Here is a 24,053-nt window from a genome sequence, read left to right as displayed (position 1 = left end):
TCGCCGTCGCCCAGGGCGTGGACACCGCGACGCTGCCCCGCGGCGTCGACGTGCCCTTCACCGCCCAGACCCGCATGTCGGGCACCGCCGCGTCGTCGGTGGTGCGCCGCCGGTCCGCCCGCCCCCGAGGGCGCGGGCCGAACGGGCGGATCAGCCCTGGAAGCGCGGGAAGGCGCCGCGACCGGCGTAGACCGCGGCGGCGCCGAGGTCCTGCTCGATGCGGAGGAGCTGGTTGTACTTCGCGACGCGCTCGCTGCGGGCGGGGGCGCCGGTCTTGATCTGGCCGGCCTCCACCGCGACCGCGAGGTCGGCGATGGTGGTGTCCTCGGTCTCGCCCGAGCGGTGCGAGAGCACCGTGGTGTAGCCGCTGCGCTGCGCGAGGGCGACCGCGTCGAGCGTCTCGGTGAGCGTGCCGATCTGGTTGACCTTGACGAGGATCGAGTTGGCGACGCCGCGCGTGATGCCGTCGGCCAGGCGCTTCGGGTTCGTGACGAAGAGGTCGTCGCCGACGATCTGCACCTTCGAGCCGAGCTCGGCGGTGAAGTGGTCGTAGCCGGCCCAGTCGTCCTCGTCCAGCGGGTCCTCGATGGTGATGAGGGGGTAGGACGCGACGAGGTCCGCGAAGTACGCGGTCAGGTGCGCCGCGTCGACCTTCTGGCCCTCGAACGTGTAGGCGCCGTCGGAGTAGAACTCGCTGGACGCGACGTCGAGGCCGAGCGCGATCTGCTTGCCGGCGGTGAAGCCGGCGGACTCGATGGCCTCCATGAGCAGGTCGAGCGCGGCGCGGTTGCTGTCGAGGTTCGGGGCGAAGCCGCCCTCGTCGCCGAGGCCGGTGGACAGGCCCTTCTCCTTCAGCAGGCTCTTGAGCGCGTGGTACGTCTCGACGCCCCAGCGCAGGCCCTCGGAGAAGGTGGACGCGCCGACGGGGAGGAGCATGAACTCCTGGATGTCGACGTTGGTGTCGGCGTGCGAGCCGCCGTTGATGACGTTGAGCATCGGGACGGGCAGCGTGTGCGCGTTCGGGCCGCCGAGGTAGCGGTAGAGGGGCAGCTCGGCCGAGTCGGCCGCGGCCTTCGCCACCGCGAGGGAGACGCCGAGGAGCGCGTTCGCGCCCAGGCGCGACTTGTTCTCGGTGCCGTCGAGCTCGATCATCGTGGCGTCGATGATGCGCTGGTCGGCCGCGTCGAGGTCCTGGATGGCGGGGGCGATCTCGTCGCGCACCGCTGCCACGGCCTTCTGGACGCCCTTGCCCAGGTAGCGGCCCGCGTCGCCGTCGCGCAGCTCGTACGCCTCGAACGCGCCGGTGGAGGCGCCGGACGGGACGGCGGCACGCGTGAACGTGCCGTCCTCGAGGAGCACCTCGACCTCGACGGTCGGGTTGCCCCGGGAGTCGAGGATCTCGCGTGCGTTGACTGCTTCGATGGCTGCCACGGAATGGTCTCCTTGCGTTGCGGTGGGGGGTGGGAAGTCGGGTCCATCCTAGCCGCGGGCCCCTCGCGGGCCGCGGGCGACGGCGCCCCCGCGCAGGTGTCGCGCAGGTGACGGATCAGCCGCGCGGGCCGCCGTCGAGCGAGCGCTCCTGGAGGCTCGCGGCATCCGCCGTGTCGGCGTCGACGGCCGCGAACGTGCGGAAGCCCTGCTGCTTGAGCGCCTCGAGGAGCGGCGCGACGTTCTTCGGCCGCGGCTCCAACCGCACCCGGCGCCCGGACGCCACGAGCTCGGCCTTGAGGCGCGCGAGCACCGCGACGGGCGTGCGCCGGTCGTGCACGAGGGCGATCGCGCCGGCGTCCTCCGCGGCGGGGAGGACGGCCAGGTCGACGATCCGCTCGAAGCCGATGGAGAAGCCCGCGGCCGGCACGTCCTGGCCGAGGAACCGGCCGATCATGCCGTCGTAGCGGCCGCCGCCGCCCACCGAGCTGCCGGATGCCGGGTGCGCGATCTCGAAGATCGTGCCCGTGTAGTAGCCCATGCCGCGCACGAGGGTCGGGTCGAAGCGGAGCGTGACGCCCTCGGGCAGGCCGACGAGCGCGTCCGCCAGCGTCTCGAGGTCGGCCACCGCGTCGGGGTCGACGCCGGCGGGGAGGATCGCGGTGATCGCCTCGGTCGTGAGCGGCACGCCGCCGTCGGCGAGCGCGGGCTCGATGCGCTCGAGGATCCCGCCGAGCACGGCCGCCGCATCTGCCCCGCCCTCGGCGAGCTCCGCCACGACGCCCGCGGCGCCGATCTTGTCGAGCTTGTCGATGCTGATGAGCGCCTGCGCCTGCCGGTCGGGCGCGAAGCCGCAGAAGTCGAGGATCCCGGCGAGGAGGCGCCGGTCGTTGACCCGGATGGTGCAGCCCGTGAGGCCGAGCGCCGCGAGCGTGGCCGCGGTGGCGGAGATCAGCTCGACCTCGGCCAGCTGGCCGGCCTCGCCGATGATGTCGATGTCGCACTGCATGAACTGGCGGTAGCGGCCCTTCTGCGGGCGCTCGGCGCGCCAGACGGGCGCGGCCTGGATCGACCGGAAGACGCCCGGCAGCTCCGCGCGGTGCGAGGCGTAGAACCGCGCGAGCGGCACCGTGAGGTCGAAGCGGAGGCCGAGGTCGGACAGGGCGAGCACGTCGCCGGCGTCGGCGGCCGCGTGCAGGTCGTCGCCCGAGAGGCCGCGCTTCAGCACCGAGTAGGCGAGCTTCTCGTTGTCGCCGCCGAGGCCCGCGTGCAGCCGGCCGGACTCCTCCACGACGGGCGTCTCGATCTCGTCGAAGCCGTGCGCGCGGTAGGTGCGGCGGATGATGGCGAGCGCCTGCTCGCGGCGGGCCTTCTCGGCGGGCAGGAAGTCGCGCATGCCGCGGGGCGGCGTGATCTGCTGGGGCATCCCCCGATTCTGTCAGGCGGCGGGCGGGCGTCCGGCGCGCGGTCAGTCGGCGCGGTGCCGGTCGGGCGAGCCGGGGGCGCGCGGGCGGTCCGGCAGGTCGAGCCACGGCCGGATGCGCGGGACGAACGCGTCGACGAGCGCCTCGAAGCCGCGCATGGCCCGGACGCGGTCGCCGGAGATCACGAAGTCGAACTGGAGGCCGTACGACCCGGCCTGGAGGAGGTCGGCCGTGTCGACGGCGACGTCCTCGGGCACGCCGTGCGCCGTCATCCAGTCGAGCCCGAACCGCCGCCACGCGGCGACGCTCGCGATGGCGTCCGGGCGCACCTGGCCGTCGCGGCTGCGGAGGAGCGCGGCCTCGAACTCGAGCCGCTGGAAGTCGCGGTTGACGTCGGTGAGCCGCCAGCGCCACGCCTGCGTCGCCCAGGCGCGCAGCTCGGTGGCGGGGATCGCGCGCGGATCGCCGTCCACCATCTCCGCCTGGCGCACGTCGATCGCGTCCATCGCCGCCTCGAGCAGCCGCGCCTTGGATCCGAAGTGGTAGACGAGCACGAAGGTGCTCTCGCCGAGCGCCTCGGCGAGGCCGCGGAAGGTCACCGACTGGAGCGGGTGCGTGCGGAGGTGGTCGAGGATGTGGGCCAGCAGGTCCTGGCGGCGATGCGGATCCGGAGCTGCCACCCCGTCACCATAACGCCTGTGATGGACGCTCGACGAAGGCCCGTACGGTGGTGGGGCTCGGACTGTCCGCTGTCTCCTTCGGGTGGATGCGGCGGACCAGGCGCCCCGGGATCGGGTAAATCCCGGGCCGCGCCCCCGCGGGCCGGACGACGCGTCACGCGCTCCGGCCCGCGTCGGCGCTCCCGACGCCGGCCGAGCCCGGCTCGACCTCGGCTCGACGCCCGAGCCCGAGCCCGTGCCCCGCCGGGTGTCAGCTCCCGGCGGGATCCACCTCGCGTGGCGGCTCGGCCGTGCGGATCTCGTCCGTGAGCGACCGCAGCGTCGTCCGCAGCGCGCGCTCCGCGTCGAGCCCGCGCGATCTCGCCGACACCACGACCGCGAGCAGCAGCCGGCCGAGGTCGTCCTCGTCGTCCACCGGGATGGCCGCGGGCGCGTCGGGGTCGAGCAGGCCGATCCGCTCCGCTCTGCCGAGCAGCTTGTCGGCGAGCGCGAGCGACGGCATGCCCGCGGGGATCCCGTCGAGCACGCTCGTGCGGGCCGACTTCTCCCGGTCCTTGGCGGCGCCCCAGACGCGGAGGACCTCCTCCACGGTGTCGGCGCGCTCGTCGCCGAAGACGTGCGGGTGGCGGCGCACCATCTTGTCCGTGGCGGTGCGCGCGACGTCGGCGAGGTCGAAGCCCTCCCCCTCCGTGCGCGCGATGTCGGCGTGGAAGACCACCTGGAGGAGCACGTCGGCGAGCTCCTCGCGCATGCCCTCCACGTCGCCGGTCTCGATCGCCTCGACCAGCTCGTGGCTCTCCTCGATGAGGTACGGCACGAGCGAGCGATGCGTCTGCTCCCGGTTCCACACGCACCCGTCGGGCGCGCGGAGCGCGGCCATGGCGTCGGCGAGGGCGGCGACGGCGTCGGCCGCGCTCGGGTCGAATGCGGGGGCGGGGGCGGCGGATGCGGACGGGATGGCGGGCTCGCTCATCCCGCCAGTCTCGCATCGGGGTCTATGCGGTTCGGGTCCCTTCGCCCCTGGGCGGCGCGGAGTCCCAGGCACACTCTCGTGCCCCCTTCGGCTCGTAGGAACCAGATTTGCGAGCCGTATTGCCACTAGTACCTTCTTTGCCAGAGGAGCAGGCGAGGAGACCTTGTGACAGAGAACCAGACAGACGCACTTCCGGCACGACGGCGCGACGTGCACATCCGCACGTCCGCGGGAACGGTGATGTTGTTCTTCGTGGGAGTATCCGTCGCAGGTCTGCGGAATTCCGGATCTAGCCAACAGCCACTGCGGTTCGAGTGGATTGCCGAATGGGGCAAGGCACTCAACCCTTCGTCGATCGCCGCGAACTCGCTGTTCCTCGCGACGACCCTCGTGCTCTTTGGAATCTCGGTCGGGGGCCAAGCCACCTTCGAAAGCCAACGACACAAGGCGAGTATTCGCAGAAGCGTCGGCTGGATAGGGGTGCTCTTCGCGTCAGCCGCGCTCGCACTCTGCGTATTCGAGATAGCCGCGGTGATCGTCGCGCCCGAAACAGCTCCACTGTTGGTTGTGACCATCCCTACGGGGATCGCATGCTGGTATTTTGGGGTCGAAATCGGTCGTTACATCGTGCCCGATTTCGCGGTGCAGCTCAAGGACACCCAAGCGAGCCTGAAGAGTGCAAAAGAACGTAAGGAAGACGCCCCGGCGGCGGCTAGCACCACAGCGATCGCATACGCGACGACCTGCGCGTACGGAGTGCTCATGGGGTGGGGAACCGCAGCCGTAGCCGGACAGCATGGTCTCCCGTTCTGGACTGCCTTCGGCCTGTCGAGCGCATACTCGACCATGGCCTTGATCCTCCTGATGGAGCTGAGCGCAGACACTCTCGTGACGGAGAAGCGCCTTGGCGCGTTCGCCATAAGAGTTGCAGCCTATCTGATGTACGTGATGATGTTCGCGATAGTCGATCTCAGCATCCTCGCGACCTCCGGAGTCGGCGATGCAGAAGGCCTGCTCATCCTCTTCATCAAGCTCGCAGCACCCGCGCTCTTTCTTCGGCTTCCCGCCGAGACTCCCCAATGGATTATTGATGTTTCTCTTTCCGGAGCCCTGGCGGGCATTTACAAAAGAAATGTCGGTCAGGCGGTCACACGATTAGAGGCCAGAGTCAGCCGACTCAAGGCTCGGGATGCGGAGACCGCGACTGTGGCCCAAGCCCAAGCCCAAGCCCAATTCCTAGCTCAGGTGAACCACTGCGTCCGTTGCGCTCGCTCCCCCCGCCGCGTCGGCGGCGCCCCGGGAAACGACGTGATCGCCCGCCTCCTATCACGCCTTCGGCGCTGACTCCTTCGCCGCCGGCGCCGGCTCCACCGTGAAGACGGCGTCGAGCAGCTGCCTCACCCAGTCCACGAGCTCGGCGTCGGGGAGCGGCTCGCCGTCGCGCTTCGGCAGGGGCACGGTCACGGCATTCGTCTGCGCGAACAGCTTGCTGCCCGGGTACATGCGTTGCAGGCGCACCTGCTTGCTGTCGGCGAGGTCGGCCGGCGCGATGCGGAGGTTCGGCCCCATCGCGACGACCTCGCTGAGCCCGGCCCGCTGCGCGACGCGACGCAGGCGCGAGACGCGCACGAGGTTGTCGACCTCCACGGGCGGCTCGCCGTAGCGGTCGGAGAGCTCCTCGATGACCCGGTCGATCTGGTCGTCCGTCGCCGTGGGCGAGGCCGCGGTCGAGAGCTTCTGGTACGCCTCGAGGCGCAGCCGCTCGCTGTCGACGTACTCCTCGGGGATGTGCGCGTCGACCGGCAGCTCGAGCCGCAGCTCGGTCTGGCCCTCGGCGACGTCGCCGCGGAACGTGGAGACGGCCTCGCCGATCATGCGCAGGTAGAGATCGAAGCCCACGCCCTGGATGTGGCCGGACTGCTCGCCGCCCAGCAGGTTGCCCGCGCCGCGGATCTCGAGGTCCTTGAGCGCGACCTGCATGCCGGATCCCAGCTCGTTGTTCGCCGCGATGGTGGACAGCCGGTCGTGCGCGGTCTCGGACAGCGGCTTGTCGGCGTCGTAGAGGAAGTACGCGTACGCGCGCTCCCGGCCGCGGCCGACGCGCCCGCGCAGCTGGTGCAGCTGGCTGAGGCCGTACTTGTCGGCCCGGTCGATGATCAGCGTGTTCGCGTTGGCGATGTCGAGGCCGGTCTCGATGATGGTGGTCGACACGAGCACGTCGAACTTGCGCTCCCAGAAGTCGACGATGACCTGCTCCAGCATCGCCTCGCTCATCTTCCCGTGCGCCACGGCGACGCGCGCCTCGGGCACGAGCTCGGCGAGCTCCGACGCGACGCGGTTGATGCTCGAGACGCGGTTGTGCACGAAGAACACCTGCCCCTCGCGCAGCAGCTCGCGGCGGATGGCGGCGGCGATCTGCTTCTCGCTGTTCGGGCCCACGAAGGTGAGGATCGGGTGCCGGTCCTCCGGCGGCGTCGCGAGCGTCGACATCTCGCGGATGCCGGTGACCGCCATCTCGAGCGTGCGCGGGATCGGCGTGGCCGACATCGCGAGGATGTCGACGTTGGCCTTGAGCTTCTTCAGCGCGTCCTTGTGCTCGACGCCGAACCGCTGCTCCTCGTCGATGATGACGAGCCCCACGTCCTTGAACGCGATGCTGCCCGTGAGCAGGCGGTGCGTGCCGATGACCACGTCGACGGAGCCGTCCTCCAGGCCCTTGATGGTCTCGCGCGACTCCTTGTCGGTCTGGAACCGGCTGAGCTGTCGCAGGTGCACGGGGAACCCGGCGAAGCGCTCGGAGAACGTCTCGAAGTGCTGCTTCACGAGGAGCGTCGTGGGCACGAGCATCACGACCTGCTTGCCGTCCTGCACGGCCTTGAACGCGGCGCGCACCGCGATCTCGGTCTTGCCGAAGCCGACGTCGCCGGAGACGAGCCGGTCCATCGGGATGGGGCTCTCCATGTCGCGCTTGACCTCGTCGATGACGGTGAGCTGGTCGGGCGTCTCCATGAAGGGGAACGCCTCCTCGAGCTCGCGCTGCCACGGGGTGTCCGGCGGGAAGGAGTGCCCGCGCGACGCCATGCGCGCGGAGTACAGCTTCACGAGCTCGACCGCGATGTCGCGGACGGCCCGGCGCGCCTTGCCCTTGGCGGCGGCCCAGTCGCTGCCGCCCATCTTGCTGAGGGCGGGCTCCTCCCCGCCGACGTAGCGGCTGAGGAGGTCGAGCTGGTCGGTGGGCACGAAGAGCTTGTCGCCCGGGTAGCCGCGCTTCGAGGGCGCGTACTCGATGACGAGGTACTCGCGCCGCGTCTTCACGGCGTTGCGCCCGCCCGAGGAGACCTCGCGCTGCGTCAGCTCCACGAACTTGCCGATGCCGTGCGTGGTGTGCACGACGTGGTCGCCGGTCTTGAGCTGCAGGGGATCCACCACGTTCTTGCGCCGGGTGGCGAGCTTCTTGACCTGGCGGCTGTCGTAGCCGGCGGCGCGTCCGTAGAACTCGCTCTCGGTGAGGAGCGCGAGCTTCACCTCGGGCATCTCGAAGCCCGCGTCGATCGCGGAGCGCAGGAGGTAGGCGATGCCGGGCTCGGGCTCGGCGGGGAACTCCTCGACCACGCGCGCGGGCACGCCCGCCTCGCGCAGCACGGTGTCGGCGCGCTCGACGAGGCCGGATCCCTGCGCCACGACGCCCACGCTCCACCCGGCGGCGAGGCGCTCGCGCACGTGCTCGATGGCGCCGTCGGCGTTGCCCGCGAAGCTCGGCACGGGATCCGCGTCGATGCGCACGGTCATGACCTCGTCGATGCCGAGATCCTCCGGGAGCACGTCGGTGGCCTGGAAGCCGGAGAGAGTCCACCAGCGGCGCGGGCCGCGCGCATCCCGGAGGCGGCCGAGCGAGAGGAAGTCGCCGGACGCGAGGTCGATGGGCGCCTGGGCTCCCGCGGTGGCGGCGTTCCACGCGGCGTCGAGGAACTCGCGGTTCGTGTCCGCCAGGCTCTGCGCGCGCGTGGAGACGCGCTCGGGCGAGACGACGGCGATGGCCGCGTCCACCGGGAGGTAGTGCGTGACCGGCACGAGCCGGTCGACGAGCGCGGGCGCCAGCGACTCCATGCCCTCCACCGGGATGCCCTCCGCGATCTTCGCGAGCATCTGCTGCAGGTTCGGGAACTCGTGCTGCATCTCGCGGGCGCGCTGGCGCACGGGTGCGCTCAGCAGCAGCTCGCGGCTCGGCGGCAGCTCGACCGAGGTGATCTCCTCCTCCAGCGAGCGCTGGTCGGCGACCGCGAAGGGCCGCATCTGGTCGACCTCGTCGCCGAAGAACTCGACGCGCACGGGGTGGTCGGAGACGGGCGGGAAGACGTCGAGGATGCCGCCGCGCACCGCGAACTCGCCGCGGCGCGTGACCATGTCGACGCGCGAGTACGCGAGGTCGACGAGGCGGACCGCGAGCTCCGACAGGTCGTGGCCGCGGCTGCCGGTGGCGAGCTGCACGGGCGGCAGCTCGGTGAGGTTGTCGGCGACGGGCTGCAGCGCGGCGCGCACCGAGGCGACGATGACGAGCGGGCGCACCTGGTCGGCCGGGACCTCGCGCGCACCCTGGCCGAGCGCGGCGTGCCACTGCTCCATGCGGCGGAGGGCGTGGATCCGCTTCCCGACGATCTCGGCGCTCGGGCTGAGCCGCTCGTGCGGCAGCGTCTCCCAGGCCGGGAACTCGAGGATCTCCGCATCCGGCAGCACGGCGTCGAGGCTGCGGCGCATGCCCTCCGACTCGCGGCCGGTGGCGGTGACGACGAGCAGGCACCCCGGGATGCCGCGCTGGATGCGCTGGCGCAGGAGCCCCGCGAGCAGCGGCCCCTGGAGCCCCTCGGTGAGGGAGAAGTCGGCGTCGCGGGAGGCCGATGCGAGGGCGTCGTCGAACGTGGAGGCGCGCGAGAGCGCCGGGATCAAGCCCTGGAGGATCACCCGACGATCGTACGCGCCGCCGCCGACACGACCGGCGTCGTCCGCCGTGGGCGGACGGACCTGCACCGGACGGGAGCGGGCCGGGTGGTCAGGATGCGGCGGTGTGGAAGCGCAGCTGCGCCGCGATGAGGCCGTCGGACGCGATCATCTCGATGGCGTCGGCCGCGTCCTCGAGCACGTTCGGCAGCACCTGGCGCTCGGTGGAGGAGAAGGGCTTCAGCACGAAGTCGGCGGCGTCCTGGCGACCGGGCGGGCGGCCGATGCCGATGCGCACGCGCGTGAAGTCGCCCGTTCCGGCGGAGGAGATGATGTCGCGGATGCCGTTGTGGCCGCCGTGCCCGCCGCCCTGCTTGAGCTTCATCGCATCGAACGGGATGTCGAGCTCGTCGTGCGCGACCACGAGCTGGGAGGCCTCGAGCGAGAAGTACTTGAGGAGGTTGGCGACCGGGCCGCCGGACAGGTTCATGAACGAGCTGGGCTTCGCGAGGATGAGCTTCGGCCCGCCGGGCACCGCGCGGCCCTCGGCGACCTGCGCGTTGGCGCGGTGCGAGCGGAACGTGGCGCGCATCCGGTCGGCGAGCACGTCGAGGGCCATCTGCCCGACGTTGTGCCGGGTGCCCGCGTACTGCGGGCCGGGGTTGCCGAGGCCGACCACGAGCAGGGTCCGGTCGTCCACGTGCGCTCTCCTCGGTAGGTCGGTGCATCCGGGGCGGATGCGCGGAGCCCGCCGGCCGCGGCCGGTGTCCCGGACGGCGGCCGACGGGCTCCGTGGTGCTGGTCGTGCGTGCGCGGCCGGGGCCGCGGCGGGTGCTACTTGTCGTCGCCCGACTGGTCGCCCGTGGCGCCGTCGTCCGTGACGCCGACACCGGCGTCGCCCTCGGCCGCCGCGTCCTCCGCGTCGGTCGTGAGGTCGAGCTGGGGCACGGAGACCGCGAGCACGAGCGTCTCGGGGTCGGTGACCAGCGTGGCGCCGGCGGGCAGGGTGACCTGGCCGGCCGTGACCTGCGTGCCGTCCTCGAAGCCCTCGATGGAGACGACGAAGCTCTCGGGGATGTGCGTGGCCTCGACCTCGACCGTGATGGACGTGTTCTCGAGGCTGTGGATCGTGCCCGGGTAGGACTCGCCCTCGACGTGGATCGGGACCTCGACCTCGACGCGCTCGCCCTGGCGGACGACGATGAGGTCGACGTGCTCGATGATCTGGCGGACCGGGTCCTTCTGGACGTCCTTCACGAGCGCCAGCTGCGGCGTGCCCTCGATGTCGAGCGTGATGATCTGGTTGGCCTTGCGGATGATGAGCATGAGCTCGTGGCCCGGCAGCGTGACGTGCTGCGGGTCGGTGCCGTGGCCGTAGATGACCGCGGGGATCTTGCCGACCGCGCGGATCTTGCGGGCCGCGCCCTTGCCGAACTGCGTGCGCAGCTCCGCGGTGAGGTTGTTGTCAACCATGGTGTCGCTCCTAGTGCGGCCCGTGAGGGCTCGCGTCGTGTGCCTGTCGTCTGCTCGAACGCTTGCGCGTGAGGAATGAGGTGCGAGCCCCGTCCACCGCGTCGATAACGGACCGCCGCCGTGCTCGCGCACGGCTCCCGCGATCCCTCGCCGAAGTTCAACCCCCGATGCTACCGGACGGACGGCTCCCCGGTCGACGTCCCGTCGTCGCGCCGGGACGCGGGCGCGGCGGGCGACGGGTCGGCCGGCCCGGGAGACCCCGGCGCGGGCGGCGTCGACTGCCCGACGCGGAGGCGCAGGCCGTCGTGAACGCCGTCGACGACGTCCTCGAACGCGACGGGGGTGCCGAGCGTGGCCGACACGTAGACGCTCACCACGGTGGCGAGCGAGAGGAACGCGTCGTCCACCGTGACGCCCGCGGGGCGGCCGGTGCGGAGCGCGTCCGCGATGTCGTCGTACTGGCGATAGTGCCCCTCGAGGTAGGTGTTGTCGAGGCGCGGCGAGCGCGGCAGGTCGGCGTCGTGCATCTCGAGCTCGGCGTCGTTGCGCACGTCCGCCTGCGCGGGCACGCCCGACTCGGGCGCCGCGTGGAAGTAGGTGAGGGAGCCGGCCTCGATCACGGCGGATCCGCGCGTGCCCTGCACCTGCACCCGGGTGTCGAGACCCGGGTAGCCGGCGGTGGTCGCCTGCATGGTGGCGAGCGCGCCCGACGCGAAGCGGATCACGGCCACCGCGACGTCCTCCACCTCGATGCCGTCGTGCGCGAGCAGCGCCGTCTGCGCGTAGACCTCGACCGGGCGGCCGAGGTAGGAGACGAGCAGGTCGAGCGTGTGGACGCCCTGGTTCATGAGGGCGCCGCCGCCGTCGAGGTCCCAGGTACCGCGCCAGTGGCCGGAGTCGTAGAAGCCCTGGCTGCGCCACCACGGCGCGCTCGCGACCGCGGACGTGAGGCGGCCGAGGCGGCCCGAGCGCACGGCCCGGTCGACGACGACGCTCGACGGGTTGAAGCGGTGCTGGCTGATGACGGTGGAGAGGATCCCCCGCCCGGCCGCCTCGCGCGCGAGCTCCGCGATGCGGCGACCGCGAGCCAGGTCGACGTCGAGCGGCTTCTCGATGACCACGTGGAGCCCCGCGGCGAGCGCCTCCTCGGCGAGGCCGATGTGCAGGCCGCTCGGGGTGCAGATCACGACGAGCTCGGCGGCGTCCTCGCGGATGAGGTCGCCGAGGCGCGCGAAGACCCGCGGGCGCTCCGCGTGCAGCTCGTCGACGACCACGTCCGCGAGCTCCTGGGCGGTCGCGTCGGTGACGTCGACGAGGGCCGCGACCCGGAAGTCGGGGTGCTCGGCGAGGACGCGCGCGTGGTGCGTGCCGATGACGCCGCAGCCGACGATCGCGACCCGGATGGGCTCGTGCACGGCGGCGGCGGGGGCGCCGTCGGCGACGGTCGACGGGGAGGCCGCGTCGGCGCGGGGCACGTCGTCGTCGGATCTGGCCTCCCGCACGAGCGCGGGGACGTCCGCCTCGGGCACCGCGGCCGCGGGCTCCGTCGAGGTGGCGGGCGCGTCGTCGAGCCGCCCGGGCGACGCCGTGCGCCCGCCCGGGAGCAGCTCGCGCACGGCGGCGTCGGCGAGGGCGACGGGGTCGTCGGTGATGTCGAGCGTGATGCCCTGCTCGTCGTCGCCGAGCGGCTCGAGCGTGCGCAGCTGCGACGCGAGGAGGCTCGACGGCATGAAGTGGCCCTCGCGGGAGCCCAGGCGCTCGGCGAGCAGGTCGTGGTCGCCGGCGAGGTGCACGAAGACGGCATCGGGCGCGGCGGCCCGGAGGATGTCGCGGTAGTCGCGCTTCAGCGCGCTGCACGCGACGACGGGCCCGCCCTCGGGCCGACCGGCGAGCGCGCGGCCCACCTCCTCGAGCCAGGGGCGGCGGTCGTCGTCGTCGAGGGCGTGGCCCTCGGCCATCTTGCGGCGGTTCGACTCGGGGTGCAGGTCGTCTCCGTCGAGGAACGGGACGCCGGCGTCCTGCGCGAGGATCTCGCCCACGGTGGACTTCCCGGAGCCGGAGACCCCCATCACGATCACGGGCGGGAACGGGCGGACGGCGTCGATGCGGATCACTCCCTGCGGTTCGGTGAGGAACTCGTGCGGCGCACCCACTGTGGAGCGCCCGTCCATCCTACGAGACGCTCCCCGACGTCCCGCTGACGGTCGGGGGCCCGCGAGTAGCCTGAGCACGACTGTCGACAAGGAGGCATCAGATGTCAGATGACCAGCAGGGCACGGCCAACATCGGCGTGGTGGGGCTCGCGGTGATGGGGTCGAACCTCGCCCGCAACCTCGCGAGCCGCGAGGGCAACACGGTCGCCGTGTACAACCGCACCACCCAGAAGACCACCGACCTCGTCGAGGAGCATCCCGAGGCCGGCTTCGTCGCCGCCACCACGATCGAGGAGTTCGCGGCGTCGCTCCAGCGGCCCCGCACCGCGATCATCATGGTCAAGGCCGGACGCGGCACCGACGCCGTCATCGAGCAGCTGACCGAGGCGTTCGAGGAGGGCGACATCATCGTCGACGGCGGCAACGCGCTGTTCACCGACACGATCCGCCGCGAGAAGGAGGTCCGCGCGAAGGGCCTCCACTTCGTCGGCGCCGGCATCTCCGGCGGCGAGGAGGGCGCGCTCAAGGGCCCGAGCATCATGCCCGGCGGCACGGCCGAGGCGTACGAGACGCTCGGCCCCATCCTCGAGTCGATCGCCGCGGTCGCGGAGGGGAAGCCCTGCGTGACCCACATCGGCACCGACGGCGCCGGCCACTTCGTGAAGATGATCCACAACGGCATCGAGTACGCCGACATGCAGCTCATCGCCGAGTCGTTCGACCTCCTCCGCCGCGTGGGCGGCCACGAGCCGGACGCCATCGCGGACGTGTTCGAGGAGTGGAACGGGGGCGACCTCGAGTCGTACCTCATCGAGATCACCGCCGAGGTGCTCCGCCAGACGGACGCGTCGACCGGGAAGCCGCTCGTCGACGTCATCGTCGACCAGGCCGGATCGAAGGGCACGGGCGTCTGGACGGTGCAGAACTCGGTGGGCCTCGGCGTGCCGGTCGGCGGGATCGCGGAGGCCGTGTTCGCGCGCGCCGTGTCCTCCAAGCCCGAGCAGCGGAAGGCCGTGCAGGCCACCATCACGAGCCGTCCGGATATCCAGTCCGGCGGCGACACCTTCGAGGACGACGTGCGCGCCGCGCTCTACGCGAGCAAGGTCGTCGCGTACGCGCAGGGCTTCGACGCGATCATCGCGGGCGCGAAGGAGTACGGCTGGGACATCGACAAGGGCAAGGTCGCGGAGATCTGGCGCGGCGGCTGCATCATCCGCGCGCAGTTCCTCAACCGCATCGTCGAGGCGTACGAGAAGGACTCGGGTCTCGCGACGCTGCTCGAGGACCCGTACTTCGCGAAGGCCGTCGCCGACGGCGAGCAGGCGTGGCGCCGGGTCGTCTCGGTCGCCGCGCTGTCCGGGATCCCGGTGCCCGGCTTCGCGTCGGCGCTCAGCTACTACGACTCGCTCGCCTCCGAGCGCCTGCCCGCCGCGCTCGTCCAGGGCCAGCGCGACTTCTTCGGCGCGCACACGTACCACCGCACCGACAGGGAGGGCACCTTCCACACGCTGTGGTCCGGTGACCGCTCCGAGGTCGAGGCGGAGGACACGCACTAGGCGCTTCTCCCCCCGCACGACACGAGCCCGCCGGTCGAGGACCGGCGGGCTCGCACACGTCAGGGGACGCTCACCTGTGCCAGAAGGAGACGCCCGCGGCACCGCCCGGGTACTTGGCGTCGTACTTCGAGGTGTACTTGTAGATCAGGTTGACGTCCATGTCGTAGCAGAGGTCCGACCCCCCTTCCGCCCCCACCCGGGTGCTGAAGACCTCGCACGTCACCATGACGAAGGAGAGGCGGCCGCTCGACGTGGGGTAGGCCTGGTCGTAGTAGGCGCGCATGAAGTCGATCTTCTGGGAGCACGTCTCGTTGTTCTCGTCGTCCTTGTAGATCTTCGCCACCAGACCGGTGCCGTAGTTGCCGCCCTTCGCGGAGTTGAAGACCCCGCACACGCGGTAGTTGGGCTGTGCATTCGCGGCGGTCGCCGGGCCCATCACCGCACCCGTCACCCCCAGCCCGATCGTGAGCAGCGCGGCCGGCATCATCGCCGCCGCGCGCATGGCATTCCTCATCGCTCTCGTCCTTCCGTCCTCGTCGAGGGAGACCGCGGACCGTGCGCCGCGGTCGCCGGCAGCGTATGCGCGCCCCCGCCCTCCACGCGCGGATGCCTCACACGTGAGCACCCAGCGCGGCATCCGCTCGGCTGCGGGCCTCTGTCAGACTGGACGGGATGGACGACGACGAGCACCCGGAGCTGGCCGGCTACGAGCCGCACGGCCCGCGGAGCCTGCGCAGCAAGCGGACGCTGCTGGTGATGCGGGTCGTCGTCGTGGTCGGGATCGTGAGCCTGCTGCTCCCCGGCGCCGTCACCATGGTGCGCGTCGGCGCGAGCACGGCCGACATGGCGTGCGCCGACTTCGTGCAGTTCGAGCGGCCCGACTCCCCCTCGTACGAGGTGCGGTTCCAGCTGTTCGGCCCCGGCGTCGTGGGCTACGAGTGCTACACGAAGTACGCGTTCGGCGGCGACGAGCACATCGTCTCGCTCGGGGTCATCCCCTCGGGACGCGTCGCGCGCGAGGTCGTGGAGCGGAACTCGCGGGACTGATCCGGGAGCCGCCCGCGCGGGCGGCGCACCGGGGTCCGGCGCTGGATTCCTAGGCCGCGCCGTCGAACATGCTCGTGACGGATCCGTCGTCGAACACCTCGTGGATCGCGCGGGCCAGCAGCGGCGCGATGGGCAGCACCGTGAGCTTGTCCCAGCGCTTCTCCTGCGGGATCGGGAGCGAGTCCGTGACCACGACCGAGTCGATGTGCGGGCTGTTCAGGATCTGCGTGGCCGGGTCGGAGAAGACCGCGTGCGTGGCCGCGACCACGACGCCCGTGGCGCCGTTCTTCTTCAGCGCCTCGGCAGCCGAGACGATGGTGCGGCCGGTGTCGATGAGGTCGTCCACCAGGAGGCACACCCGGCCGGCGACGTCGCCGACGATCTCGTGCACGGTGACCTGGTTGTGCACCTTCGGGTCGCGGCGCTTGTGGATGATGGCGAGCGGGGCGCCGAGCTTGTCGCTCCAGATGTCGGCGACGCGCACGCGGCCCATGTCGGGCGAGACGACCGTGAGGGTCTTGGAGTCGAGCACGGAGCGCATGTGCTCGAGGAGCACGGGCATCGCGAAGAGGTGGTCGACGGGGCCGTCGAAGAAGCCCTGGATCTGCGCGGCGTGCAGGTCGACCGACATGATGCGGTCGGCGCCCGCGGCCTTGAACAGGTCGGCGACGAGGCGGGCGGAGATGGGCTCGCGGCCGCGGCCCTTCTTGTCCTGACGCGCGTAGGGGTAGAAGGGCGCGACCACCGTGATGCGCTTGGCGGAGGCGCGCTTCATCGCATCCACCATGATGAGCTGCTCCATGAGCCACTCGTTGATGGGCGCCGTGTGCGACTGGATGACGAACGCGTCGCTGCCGCGCACGCTCTCGTCGTACCGGATGTAGAGCTCGCCGTTGGCGAAGGTCCGCGCGTCCGTGTGCACGAGGGTCGTCTCGAGCTCCTCCGCGATCTGCTCGGCGAGCTCGGGGTGGGCTCGACCGGTGACGATCACGAGCCGCTTCTCACCAGCAGTCTTGATTGCGGACACGGGACTCCGTTTCGTCAGTGCTGCTCGGTGTTCTCAGGCGTCGGACGCGTCGTCCTCCCGCCCGTCGGCGGCCTCGACGGCGGCCCGGGCCTCGGGGGTGCCCGGTCGCTTGGCCTCGGTCCAGCCGACCATGTTGCGTTGCGGCGCCACCGAGATGCCGAGTGCGCCGGGCGGGACGTCCTTGCGGATGACGGCACCGGCACCCGTGTAGGAGCCGGTACCGATCCTAACCGGTGCGACGAGGACGTTCCGCGAGCCGAGGTGCACGTGGTCGCCCACCTCCGTGTGGTGCTTGGCGTGCCCGTCGTAGTTGGCGAAGACCGCCCCCGCGCCGATGTTCGTGTGCGCGCCGATGGTCGCGTCGCCGACGTAGCTGAGGTGCGGGACCTTGCTGTGCTCGCCGATCTCGACGTTCTTCGTCTCGACGTACGCGCCGATCTTGCCGTCGTCGCCGAGGCGCGTGCCGGGGCGCAGGAAGGAGAACGGGCCGACCGTGGCGCGGGCGCCGATGACCGCGAGCTGCGCGTCCGTGCGGCGGACCACCGCGTCCTCCCCCACCTCGGTGTCGCGGAGCGTGGTGTCGGGGCCGACGGTGGCGCCCGTCGCGACCGTGGAGGCGCCCAGGATCTGCGTGCCCGGGAGGATCGTGACGTCGGCGGCGAGCGTCGCCTTCACGTCGATCCAGGTGGTGCGCGGGTCCTCGATGGTCGCGCCCGCGAGCTGCCAGCGGCGGATGATGCGCGCGTTCAGCTCGGTGGCCGCGGCCGTGAGCTGCACGCGGTCGTTGATGCCGGCGACGAGCCAGCTGTCGCGCACGGGCAGGGCCTCGATGGCGCCGCCCGCGCGGCGGATCACGTCGGCCGCGTCGGTGAGGTACTTCTCGTGCTGCGCGTTCTCGGTGCCGATGGCGCCGAGGGTCTGCCGGAGCGCCTCGGCGTCGAAGACGTAGACGCCGGCGTTGACCTCGTCGATGCGGAGCTGCTCGCCGGTCGCGTCCTTCTGCTCGACGATGGCCTCGAACGCGCCGTCCTGGCCGCGGATGATGCGGCCGTTGCCGGTCGGGTCCTGCAGTCGGGCGGTGAGGAGCGTGAGGTCGTTGCGCGCCTGGCGATGCGCGGAGACGAGCGAGCGCAGCGTCGCGGCGTCGAGCAGGGGCACGTCGCCGGACAGCACGACGACCTGGCCCGTGAAGCCGTCGGGCAGGGCGGTGATGCCCATCTCGACCGCGCGGCCGGTGCCGGGGATCTCGTCCTGGTCGACGACGAGGGCCTGGGGGGACAGCTCCCGCACGACCTCGACCACCTGGTCGCGCTCGTGGCGGACCACCGTGACGATGTGGCGCGCGCCCAGCTCCTCGGCCGTCGCGAGCACGTGGCCGACGAGCGGCAGGCCGGCGAGGCGGTGCAGGACCTTGGGGAGGCGCGAGCGCATGCGGGTGCCCTGGCCGGCCGCGAGGATCACGACGGCGATGGAGGGGCTGCGCGGCTCGCCGTCCACGTCGAGCTCGCCCGTCACGATGGGGATCTCGCGGGTCCTCGGCGTGCTGTCTGAGTCGGTCATGCGCTCTCCCTGATCTGCTCTGCGTCTGTCCGGCGCGGCCGGATGGCGTCGCTCCGCCCCCAGGATTCGAACCTGGACCTCACAGCTCCAAAGGCTGAAGTGCTGCCGTTACACCAAGGCGGACCGCTCACGGCCCGGCCGTGCGCAGGTCGAGTCTGCCAGACGGGGGTGATGCGGTCCGCCGGGTCGGAGACGGCGCGCGGGGGCGGACGCCGTGCCCGCGCGGCCCCGGGATGCGCTCGGCTCAGCCCTCGCGGGCGAGGCGCGCGGCCCGGGCGGCCCGGGCCTCCTCGAGCCGGGACCGCCGGGGCGGACGCGACGCGAGCCGCTCCGCGACGGCCCGGACGCGCGGATCCCCGGCGGTCGTCGCCCGCTGGATCGCCGACCGTGCGTCCTCCCCGTCGATCGCCCCCAGCGCCATGAGGGCCGACACGGCCGCCTCGGCGTCGGCGTCCTCCGCGGCCGAGCCGAGCGCCGCCACGGCCGGATCCGCATCCGGGCTCCCGATGCGCCCCAGTGCCTCCGCGGCCTGCGCGCGCACCACCGACCGCGCGTCCCCGAGGGCCACGACGAGCGTCGGCACGGCGGCGGATCCGAACGCCGCGAGGACGTCGGTGAGCGCGTTCCGCGCCTCCGCGTCCGCCGCCCCGAGGTGCGCGGCGACGAGCGGTACCGCGCGGGCGTCGCCGATCCGCGCGAGGGCCCAGCGCGCCTTCGCGGCGACGGCCTCGTCCGCGTCGTCGATGAGCGGCACGAGATCGTCGACCGTCGACGGATGCGCGATCTTGCTCAGGACGTGCAGCGCCTGCGTGCGCACCCCGCTGCTCCGGTCGGCGCCGAGCGCCTGGCGCACGCCGGGGATCGCGGGGGCGCCGACCCGGGCGACGGCCCAGGTGAGGGTCTCACGCACGAAGAAGTCGGGCTCGGCCCAGAGCCGCTCCAGCACCGCGCCGAGGGTCGCCTCGTCCGCCCGCTCCCCGAGGGCGAGCGCCGCCTCCTGCCGGACGTCGCGGTCGGGATCCGCGAGCGCGGCCACCAGCGCCGCGGGGGCGGTGGTCGGCTCGGTGGGGCGGGAGGGCTGGTCGGGGGATCCGCTCGGCGACATGGGCGACAGGATGGCAGCCGACGACGCGGGAGGAGCAGCCCCTCCCCCGCGGGTGCGCCGGCGGCGCGGGCGCGAGTGCCCGGACCGGCATGATGGGGGGATGCCCAGCCGCGACGAGGTCGACCGCATCGTCGACGCGTGGCGGCGCGAGCGGCCCGACCTCGACTTCTCCCCGCTCGAGGTGCTGTCGCGGGTCGGCCGGCTGTCGCGGCTGCTCGAGCGCGCACGGCGCTCCGCGTTCCAGGAGTCGGAGCTCGAGTCGTGGGAGTTCGACGTGCTGTCGGCGCTCCGGCGGGCGGGTGATCCCTACCAGCTGAGCCCGAAGGCGCTCCTGCAGCAGACGCTCGTCTCCTCCGGCACGATGACGAACCGGATCGACCGGCTGGTGGCGCGCGGGCTCGTGGAGCGGCGGACGGACCCGCACGACGGGCGCGGGATCCTCGTCGTCATGTCGGACGCCGGGCGCTCGCGGGTCGACACCGCGATCACGCGGCTCGTGGCCGAGGAGGCCGAGCTGCTGGAGACGATGGCGGCGGGCGACCGGGACGTGCTCGCGGGGCTGCTGCGGCAGCTCATCCTCGACTTCGACGACGACGGGGCCTGAGCGGCACCTCGTGGCGCGCGCTCAGGCGTGCGCGACGCAGCGGCGCGCGGCCGGGCGGATCTCCAGCCGGCCCGCCGGGATCGGCTCGCCGCAGACCTCGCAGCGGCCGTAGGCGCCCGCGTCGAGGCGGGCGACCGCGGCGTCGACGTCCGCGAGGCGCACGCGGGCCTCGCGGATCATCGCGTCGGACTGCGAGCGCTCGAACGCGAGGGTCGCGCCCTCGGGGTCGTGCTCGTCGTCGGAGTTGGCGTCCTGGCGCGCCTCGACGATGGCCGCGACGTCACGGTCGAGCCCGCGGATCAGCGCGAGCGTGTCGGCCCGCAGCGCGGCGAGGGCCGCGCGCGGGTCCGGGTGCGCGGCCCCCTCCGGAGCAGGGGCTGGCAGGTGGGACGCCGGATCCCCCGACGCGACGCCCTCGGGCACCGGGCCCCTACGCGGCGACGAGGGCGTGCGCGTCCGCGAGCAGCTCGACCGAGCGGAGGCGCTCGGGCGTGCGCTGCGAGGCGTGACCGACGATGACCTCGTCGACCCCGGCCTGCTCCGCGAACCGGTTCGCGTAGTCGGACACCTCGGCGCCCGTGCCGATGCCGGTGTAGGTCATCATGCTGGCGACGTGCGCGCCAACCGGGGCCTCGAGGAGGCGGTCGAGCTCGTCGTCGGTGAAGGTCTGCGTGGCCGGGATCTGGCCGCTCTGGCGGAGCAGCATCATCAGGCGCGCGCGTCGGACGGCGGCGAACTGGCGCTCGGCGTCGGCGCGGTCGTCGGCCGCGATGGCGTTGATGCCCGCGATCGCGTACGGCTCCTGGAGCTGCTCGGACGGGCGGAAGTCGCGGCGGTAGATGCGGATCGCCTCGAGGAGGGCGTCGGGAGCGAAGTGCGACGCGAAGGCGTACGGCAGGCCGAGGGCGGCGGCCAGCTGCGCGCCGAAGAGCGAGGAGCCGAGGATGTAGAGGGGCACGCGCGTGCCCGCGCCGGGCGTCGCGGAGACGCCGGGCACCTGGCTCTCGCCGGAGAGGAAGCCCTGCAGCTCGACGACGTCCTCGGGGAAGCGGTCGGACGATCCCGGGTCGCGGCGGAGGGCGCGGAAGGTGGCCTGGTCGCTGCCGGGGGCGCGGCCGAGGCCGAGGTCGATGCGGCCCGGGTGCAGCGTCTCGAGCGTGCCGAACTGCTCGGCGATGGCGAGCGGCGAGTGGTTCGGGAGCATGACGCCGCCGGAGCCGAGCCGGATGGTGGACGTCTGGCTCGCGACGTGGGCGATGAGCACGCTCGTCGCGCTCGACGCGATGGTGGCCATGTTGTGGTGCTCCGCGTACCAGACGCGGCGGTACCCGCTCCGCTCGGCCTGCTGGGCGAGGGCGACGGAGGCGGCGAAGCTGTCGCGGGCCGTCTCCCCGGGGGCGATGGGAGCGAGGTCGAGGATGGAGAGCGGGACGGTCATGCAGGGGTCAACAGCGGGACGGCCGCGAGTGTTCCTGGCCGTGCGGGAGGCGCGGATCCGGGCGCGTCGCGGGCGGGCCGCGGTGTCGTCAGGCGGTGGGCGCGGGAGTGCGGAGCGGCGCCGCGGCGGCAGGACCGGGATCCGCGGCGGCGGCTGCGGCACCGGCGGCACCGGCGTCCGCATCCCTCCCGCCGGCGGACGCGCCCGCCGCCGTCCGCTTCCGCCGCGCGACCGACCACGCGGCCACGAGCCCCGCGAGCAGCGCGCAGACGACGGTCGCGAGCAGGATCCGCACGCCCTCCCCCGGCCCGGCGGGCACGAGCGGCAGCAGGATCTGCACGGCGAGCACGAGCATCACCCCGGCGATCACGGTGTCCAGCACGCGCCACGCGGCCGGCCGCGCGAGCACGGGCGCGAAGACGCGCGCGGCGGTCGCGAGGAGCGCGAACCAGACGCAGCTGGCGACCATCGCGCCCGCGCCGAAGGCCCAGCGGCCGTCGCCGTGGCCGGCGGCGACGGATCCGACGAGGAGCACCGTGTCGAGGTACACGTGCGGGTTCAGCCAGGTGAGCGCCAGGCACGCGGCGACGACGGCGCCGAGCGAGCGGGGCGCGGAGGCCGCGATCGCCAGGCCCTGCGGCGCCGCGGCGCGGAGGACGGAGAGCGCCGCGTAGCCCGCGAGGAAGCAGGCGCCGAGGACCCGGATCACGACGATCGCGAGGGGCGCCGCCTCGATGAGCGCGCCGATCCCGCTCACCCCGAGGGCGATGAGGATCACGTCGGAGACCGCGCAGATGAGCACGACCGGCAGCAGGTGCTCGCGCCGGGTGCCCTGCCGGAGGAGGAACGCGTTCTGCGCGCCGATCGCGGCGATGAGCGAGAAGCCGAGCCCGAAGCCGGACAGCGCGTGCGCGAGGGGGTGCATGACGATCACGCTAGGTGCGGGCCGCGCATCAGACCAGCTCATGTTCCTCAGGCACCGTTAGCATCGCTGATGATGGACATCCGCACCGAGCACCTGCGCACGCTGGCCGCCGTCATCGACACCGGCACGCTCGACGCGGCCGCCCGCGCGCTGCGGCTGACGCCCTCCGCGGTGAGCCAGCGGATCACGGCGCTCGAGCGCAGCGCCGGCCGCGTCCTCCTGCGCCGCACGCGCCCCGCGACCACCACGGAGGCGGGCGACGCCGTGCTCCGGCACGCGCGCCAGGTGCTGCTGCTCGAACGCGACCTCGACGGGCTGCTCGGCGTGGGCGGGTCCGACGCGCCCCGCGCCGGCACCGCGGCCGTGCCCGTGGTCGTCAACGGCGACTCGCTCGCCTCGTGGCTGCTGCCCGCGTTCGCGGCGCTCGCGACCGAGACCGGCCAGGCCGTGGAGGTGCTGCGCGAGGACGAGCACCACTCCCTCGACCTGCTGCGCGACGGATCCGCCATGGCCGCGGTCACGAGCGTGAAGGACCCCGTGCAGGGCTGCACCTCGGAGCGCCTCGGCCGGATGCGGTATCGCGCGCTCGCGACCCCGGCCTACGTCGCCGCGCACCTCCCCGACGGCCCGACGCCCGGCGCGCTGGCGGTCGCGCCGCTCGTCATGTTCGACCGCAAGGACGCGATGCAGGACCGCTGGCTCCGCGGCCGGCGCGCGCCCGCCGGCCAGCCGCGCCACTACGTGCCGTCGTCGGCGGAGTTCGTCACGGCCGTCACGCTCGGCATGGGCTGGGGCATGCTGCCGGACCTGCAGAGCGAGGAGCTCGTCGCGTCGGGTGCGCTCGTGCCGCTCGACGCGGGATCCCACGTGGACGTGGCGCTGCACTGGCAGCGGTGGAGCGTCGACTCCCCCGTGCTCGCCGACCTCACCCGGCACGTGCGGGCCGCGGCCGCGTCGCTCCGGTAGCGAGCGGGCGGCCGCGGGTCGTGCCGGCCGGACGGGGCGGATGGGCGGGGCGGGCGGACGGGGCGGGCGGGCGCCGGACGGGGCGGGCGGGCGCCGGATCAGCGCCGGAGCGCCGCCCGGGCCAGCCGGTTGCCGAGGAGCTGCACCACCTGCACGAGCACGATGATGATCAGCACGGCCGCCCAGGTGACGACCGGCTCGAACTGCCGGTAGCCGTAGACGATCGCGAAGTCGCCGAGGCCGCCGCCGCCGACCGCGCCCGCGACCGCGGTCATGTCGACGATGCCCACGAAGACGAACGTGTAGCCGAGGATCAGCGGCCCGAGCGCCTCGGGGAGCAGCAGCGTGAAGATGATCCGCACGGGGCTCGCGCCCACCGACCGGGCCGCCTCGATCACGCCCGGCTGCACCGTGAGCAGGTTCTGCTCCACGATGCGGCTGATCGCGAACGACGCCCCGAGCGACAGCGTGAAGATCACGGCCGGCTGCCCGATGCCGCTGCCCGTGACGGCGCGGGCGAGGGGCTGGGCGGCGACCAGGAAGATCACGAACGGGATGGGGCGGAAGGTGTTGACGACCACGTTGAGCACCGCGAACACGGGCCGGTTGGCGAGCAGGCTGCCAGCGCGCGTGAGGTAGAGGCCGAGGCCCATGATGAGCCCGCCGAGGCCGCCGAACAGGAGCGTGAGCAGCACCATCGTGAGCGTCTCGACGGTGGAGCGGCCGAGCAGGGGCAGGAGCGGGGTGAGCGCGTCCATC

General features: G+C 72.8%; 21 protein-coding genes and 1 tRNA gene. 5 read left to right on the top strand and 17 right to left on the bottom strand.

The window, feature by feature from the left end:
* Window positions 1–150: 150 nt before the first annotated feature.
* From eno to AWH51_RS13335, 4 genes are all read right to left on the bottom strand, one after another.
* Window positions 151–1,431 (bottom strand): phosphopyruvate hydratase, encoded by a 1,281-nt coding sequence (gene eno / locus AWH51_RS13350; protein ID WP_063072549.1) that lies wholly within the window; start codon window positions 1,429–1,431, stop codon window positions 151–153.
* A gap of 115 nt (window positions 1,432–1,546) precedes the next feature.
* The gene (gene hisS, locus AWH51_RS13345) at window positions 1,547–2,854 is read right to left on the bottom strand and encodes a histidine--tRNA ligase (protein WP_063072548.1); all 1,308 of its coding nucleotides are present in this window, start codon (window positions 2,852–2,854) and stop codon (window positions 1,547–1,549) included.
* Between the two features lie 42 nt (window positions 2,855–2,896).
* Window positions 2,897–3,532 carry a TetR/AcrR family transcriptional regulator gene (locus tag AWH51_RS13340; RefSeq protein ID WP_063072547.1) on the bottom strand — a complete coding sequence of 212 codons (636 nt, stop codon included), beginning with the start codon at window positions 3,530–3,532 and terminating at the stop codon, window positions 2,897–2,899.
* Between the two features lie 250 nt (window positions 3,533–3,782).
* A complete protein-coding gene (locus AWH51_RS13335; RefSeq protein WP_063072546.1) occupies window positions 3,783–4,505 on the bottom strand; it encodes a MazG family protein in 723 nt (240 codons plus the stop codon).
* Between the two features lie 165 nt (window positions 4,506–4,670).
* Between AWH51_RS13335 and AWH51_RS13330 the strand changes: the two genes are divergently transcribed.
* Entirely contained in the window at window positions 4,671–5,849 is a 1,179-nt protein-coding gene (locus tag AWH51_RS13330) for a hypothetical protein (RefSeq protein ID WP_131798142.1), read from the top strand.
* On the opposite strand, the gene mfd is transcribed toward AWH51_RS13330, so the two are convergent.
* The 4 genes from mfd to AWH51_RS13310 form a co-directional block, all read right to left on the bottom strand.
* Window positions 5,832–9,464, bottom strand: a complete 3,633-nt coding sequence (gene mfd / locus AWH51_RS13325) for a transcription-repair coupling factor (RefSeq protein ID WP_063072544.1) — start codon at window positions 9,462–9,464, stop codon at window positions 5,832–5,834. The two genes, AWH51_RS13330 and mfd, sit on opposite strands and share 18 nt — an antisense overlap.
* Window positions 9,465–9,552: 88 nt before the next feature.
* Entirely contained in the window at window positions 9,553–10,140 is a 588-nt protein-coding gene (pth, locus tag AWH51_RS13320; protein WP_063072543.1) for an aminoacyl-tRNA hydrolase, read from the bottom strand.
* 134 nt (window positions 10,141–10,274) lie between these two features.
* Window positions 10,275–10,913 (bottom strand): 50S ribosomal protein L25/general stress protein Ctc, encoded by a 639-nt coding sequence (locus AWH51_RS13315; protein WP_063072542.1) that lies wholly within the window; start codon window positions 10,911–10,913, stop codon window positions 10,275–10,277.
* Window positions 10,914–11,083: 170 nt separating this feature from the next.
* Complete coding sequence (locus AWH51_RS13310; protein ID WP_254654583.1) at window positions 11,084–13,027, bottom strand: gluconokinase, GntK/IdnK-type; 1,944 nt, start codon at window positions 13,025–13,027, stop codon at window positions 11,084–11,086.
* 140 nt (window positions 13,028–13,167) lie between these two features.
* On the opposite strand from AWH51_RS13310, the gene gndA reads away from it, so the two are divergent.
* On the top strand, window positions 13,168–14,622 hold the full coding sequence (gndA, locus tag AWH51_RS13305) for an NADP-dependent phosphogluconate dehydrogenase (protein ID WP_063072540.1): 1,455 nt from the start codon (window positions 13,168–13,170) through the stop codon (window positions 14,620–14,622).
* Window positions 14,623–14,692: 70 nt separating this feature from the next.
* Here the strand turns inward: gndA and AWH51_RS13300 are convergent, their stop codons facing one another.
* Complete coding sequence (locus tag AWH51_RS13300; RefSeq protein ID WP_131798141.1) at window positions 14,693–15,136, bottom strand: hypothetical protein; 444 nt, start codon at window positions 15,134–15,136, stop codon at window positions 14,693–14,695.
* A gap of 158 nt (window positions 15,137–15,294) precedes the next feature.
* Here AWH51_RS13300 and AWH51_RS13295 point away from each other — a divergent pair, with 158 nt between their 5' ends.
* On the top strand, window positions 15,295–15,669 hold the full coding sequence (locus AWH51_RS13295) for a hypothetical protein (RefSeq protein ID WP_063072538.1): 375 nt from the start codon (window positions 15,295–15,297) through the stop codon (window positions 15,667–15,669).
* A gap of 49 nt (window positions 15,670–15,718) precedes the next feature.
* Here AWH51_RS13295 and AWH51_RS13290 read toward each other — a convergent pair whose 3' ends face one another.
* From AWH51_RS13290 to AWH51_RS13275, 4 genes are all read right to left on the bottom strand, one after another.
* Complete coding sequence (locus AWH51_RS13290; protein ID WP_063072537.1) at window positions 15,719–16,696, bottom strand: ribose-phosphate diphosphokinase; 978 nt, start codon at window positions 16,694–16,696, stop codon at window positions 15,719–15,721.
* Window positions 16,697–16,729: 33 nt separating this feature from the next.
* Window positions 16,730–18,256, bottom strand: coding sequence for a bifunctional UDP-N-acetylglucosamine diphosphorylase/glucosamine-1-phosphate N-acetyltransferase GlmU (gene glmU, locus AWH51_RS13285; RefSeq protein WP_081235129.1), 1,527 nt, complete (start codon window positions 18,254–18,256; stop codon window positions 16,730–16,732).
* 51 nt (window positions 18,257–18,307) lie between these two features.
* A tRNA-Gln gene (locus AWH51_RS13280) sits at window positions 18,308–18,379 on the bottom strand.
* Window positions 18,380–18,500: 121 nt separating this feature from the next.
* Window positions 18,501–19,361 (bottom strand): HEAT repeat domain-containing protein, encoded by an 861-nt coding sequence (locus AWH51_RS13275; RefSeq protein ID WP_081235128.1) that lies wholly within the window; start codon window positions 19,359–19,361, stop codon window positions 18,501–18,503.
* Window positions 19,362–19,461: 100 nt separating this feature from the next.
* Here AWH51_RS13275 and AWH51_RS13270 point away from each other — a divergent pair, with 100 nt between their 5' ends.
* Window positions 19,462–19,965, top strand: a complete 504-nt coding sequence (locus AWH51_RS13270) for a MarR family winged helix-turn-helix transcriptional regulator (RefSeq protein ID WP_063072536.1) — start codon at window positions 19,462–19,464, stop codon at window positions 19,963–19,965.
* A gap of 21 nt (window positions 19,966–19,986) precedes the next feature.
* Here AWH51_RS13270 and AWH51_RS13265 read toward each other — a convergent pair whose 3' ends face one another.
* The 3 genes from AWH51_RS13265 to AWH51_RS13255 form a co-directional block, all read right to left on the bottom strand.
* Complete coding sequence (locus AWH51_RS13265) at window positions 19,987–20,349, bottom strand: TraR/DksA C4-type zinc finger protein (protein WP_107490210.1); 363 nt, start codon at window positions 20,347–20,349, stop codon at window positions 19,987–19,989.
* Window positions 20,350–20,395: 46 nt separating this feature from the next.
* Window positions 20,396–21,403 carry an LLM class flavin-dependent oxidoreductase gene (locus AWH51_RS13260; RefSeq protein WP_063072534.1) on the bottom strand — a complete coding sequence of 336 codons (1,008 nt, stop codon included), beginning with the start codon at window positions 21,401–21,403 and terminating at the stop codon, window positions 20,396–20,398.
* Between the two features lie 88 nt (window positions 21,404–21,491).
* Window positions 21,492–22,328: a LysE/ArgO family amino acid transporter gene (locus AWH51_RS13255; protein WP_063072553.1), complete on the bottom strand. Its 837-nt coding sequence runs from the start codon at window positions 22,326–22,328 to the stop codon at window positions 21,492–21,494.
* A gap of 69 nt (window positions 22,329–22,397) precedes the next feature.
* Here AWH51_RS13255 and AWH51_RS13250 point away from each other — a divergent pair, with 69 nt between their 5' ends.
* Window positions 22,398–23,294: a LysR family transcriptional regulator ArgP gene (locus AWH51_RS13250; protein WP_081235127.1), complete on the top strand. Its 897-nt coding sequence runs from the start codon at window positions 22,398–22,400 to the stop codon at window positions 23,292–23,294.
* Window positions 23,295–23,392: 98 nt separating this feature from the next.
* Here AWH51_RS13250 and AWH51_RS13245 read toward each other — a convergent pair whose 3' ends face one another.
* Window positions 23,393–24,052, bottom strand: coding sequence for a methionine ABC transporter permease (locus tag AWH51_RS13245; RefSeq protein WP_063072533.1), 660 nt, complete (start codon window positions 24,050–24,052; stop codon window positions 23,393–23,395).
* Window position 24,053 lies beyond the last annotated feature (1 nt).

The sequence above is a fragment of the Clavibacter tessellarius genome (assembly GCF_001618005.1).
Lineage (GTDB): Bacteria > Actinomycetota > Actinomycetes > Actinomycetales > Microbacteriaceae > Clavibacter > Clavibacter tessellarius_A.
The sequence above is the reverse complement of the archived record's forward strand: the minus strand, read 5'-3'. Positions and strand labels throughout refer to the sequence as shown.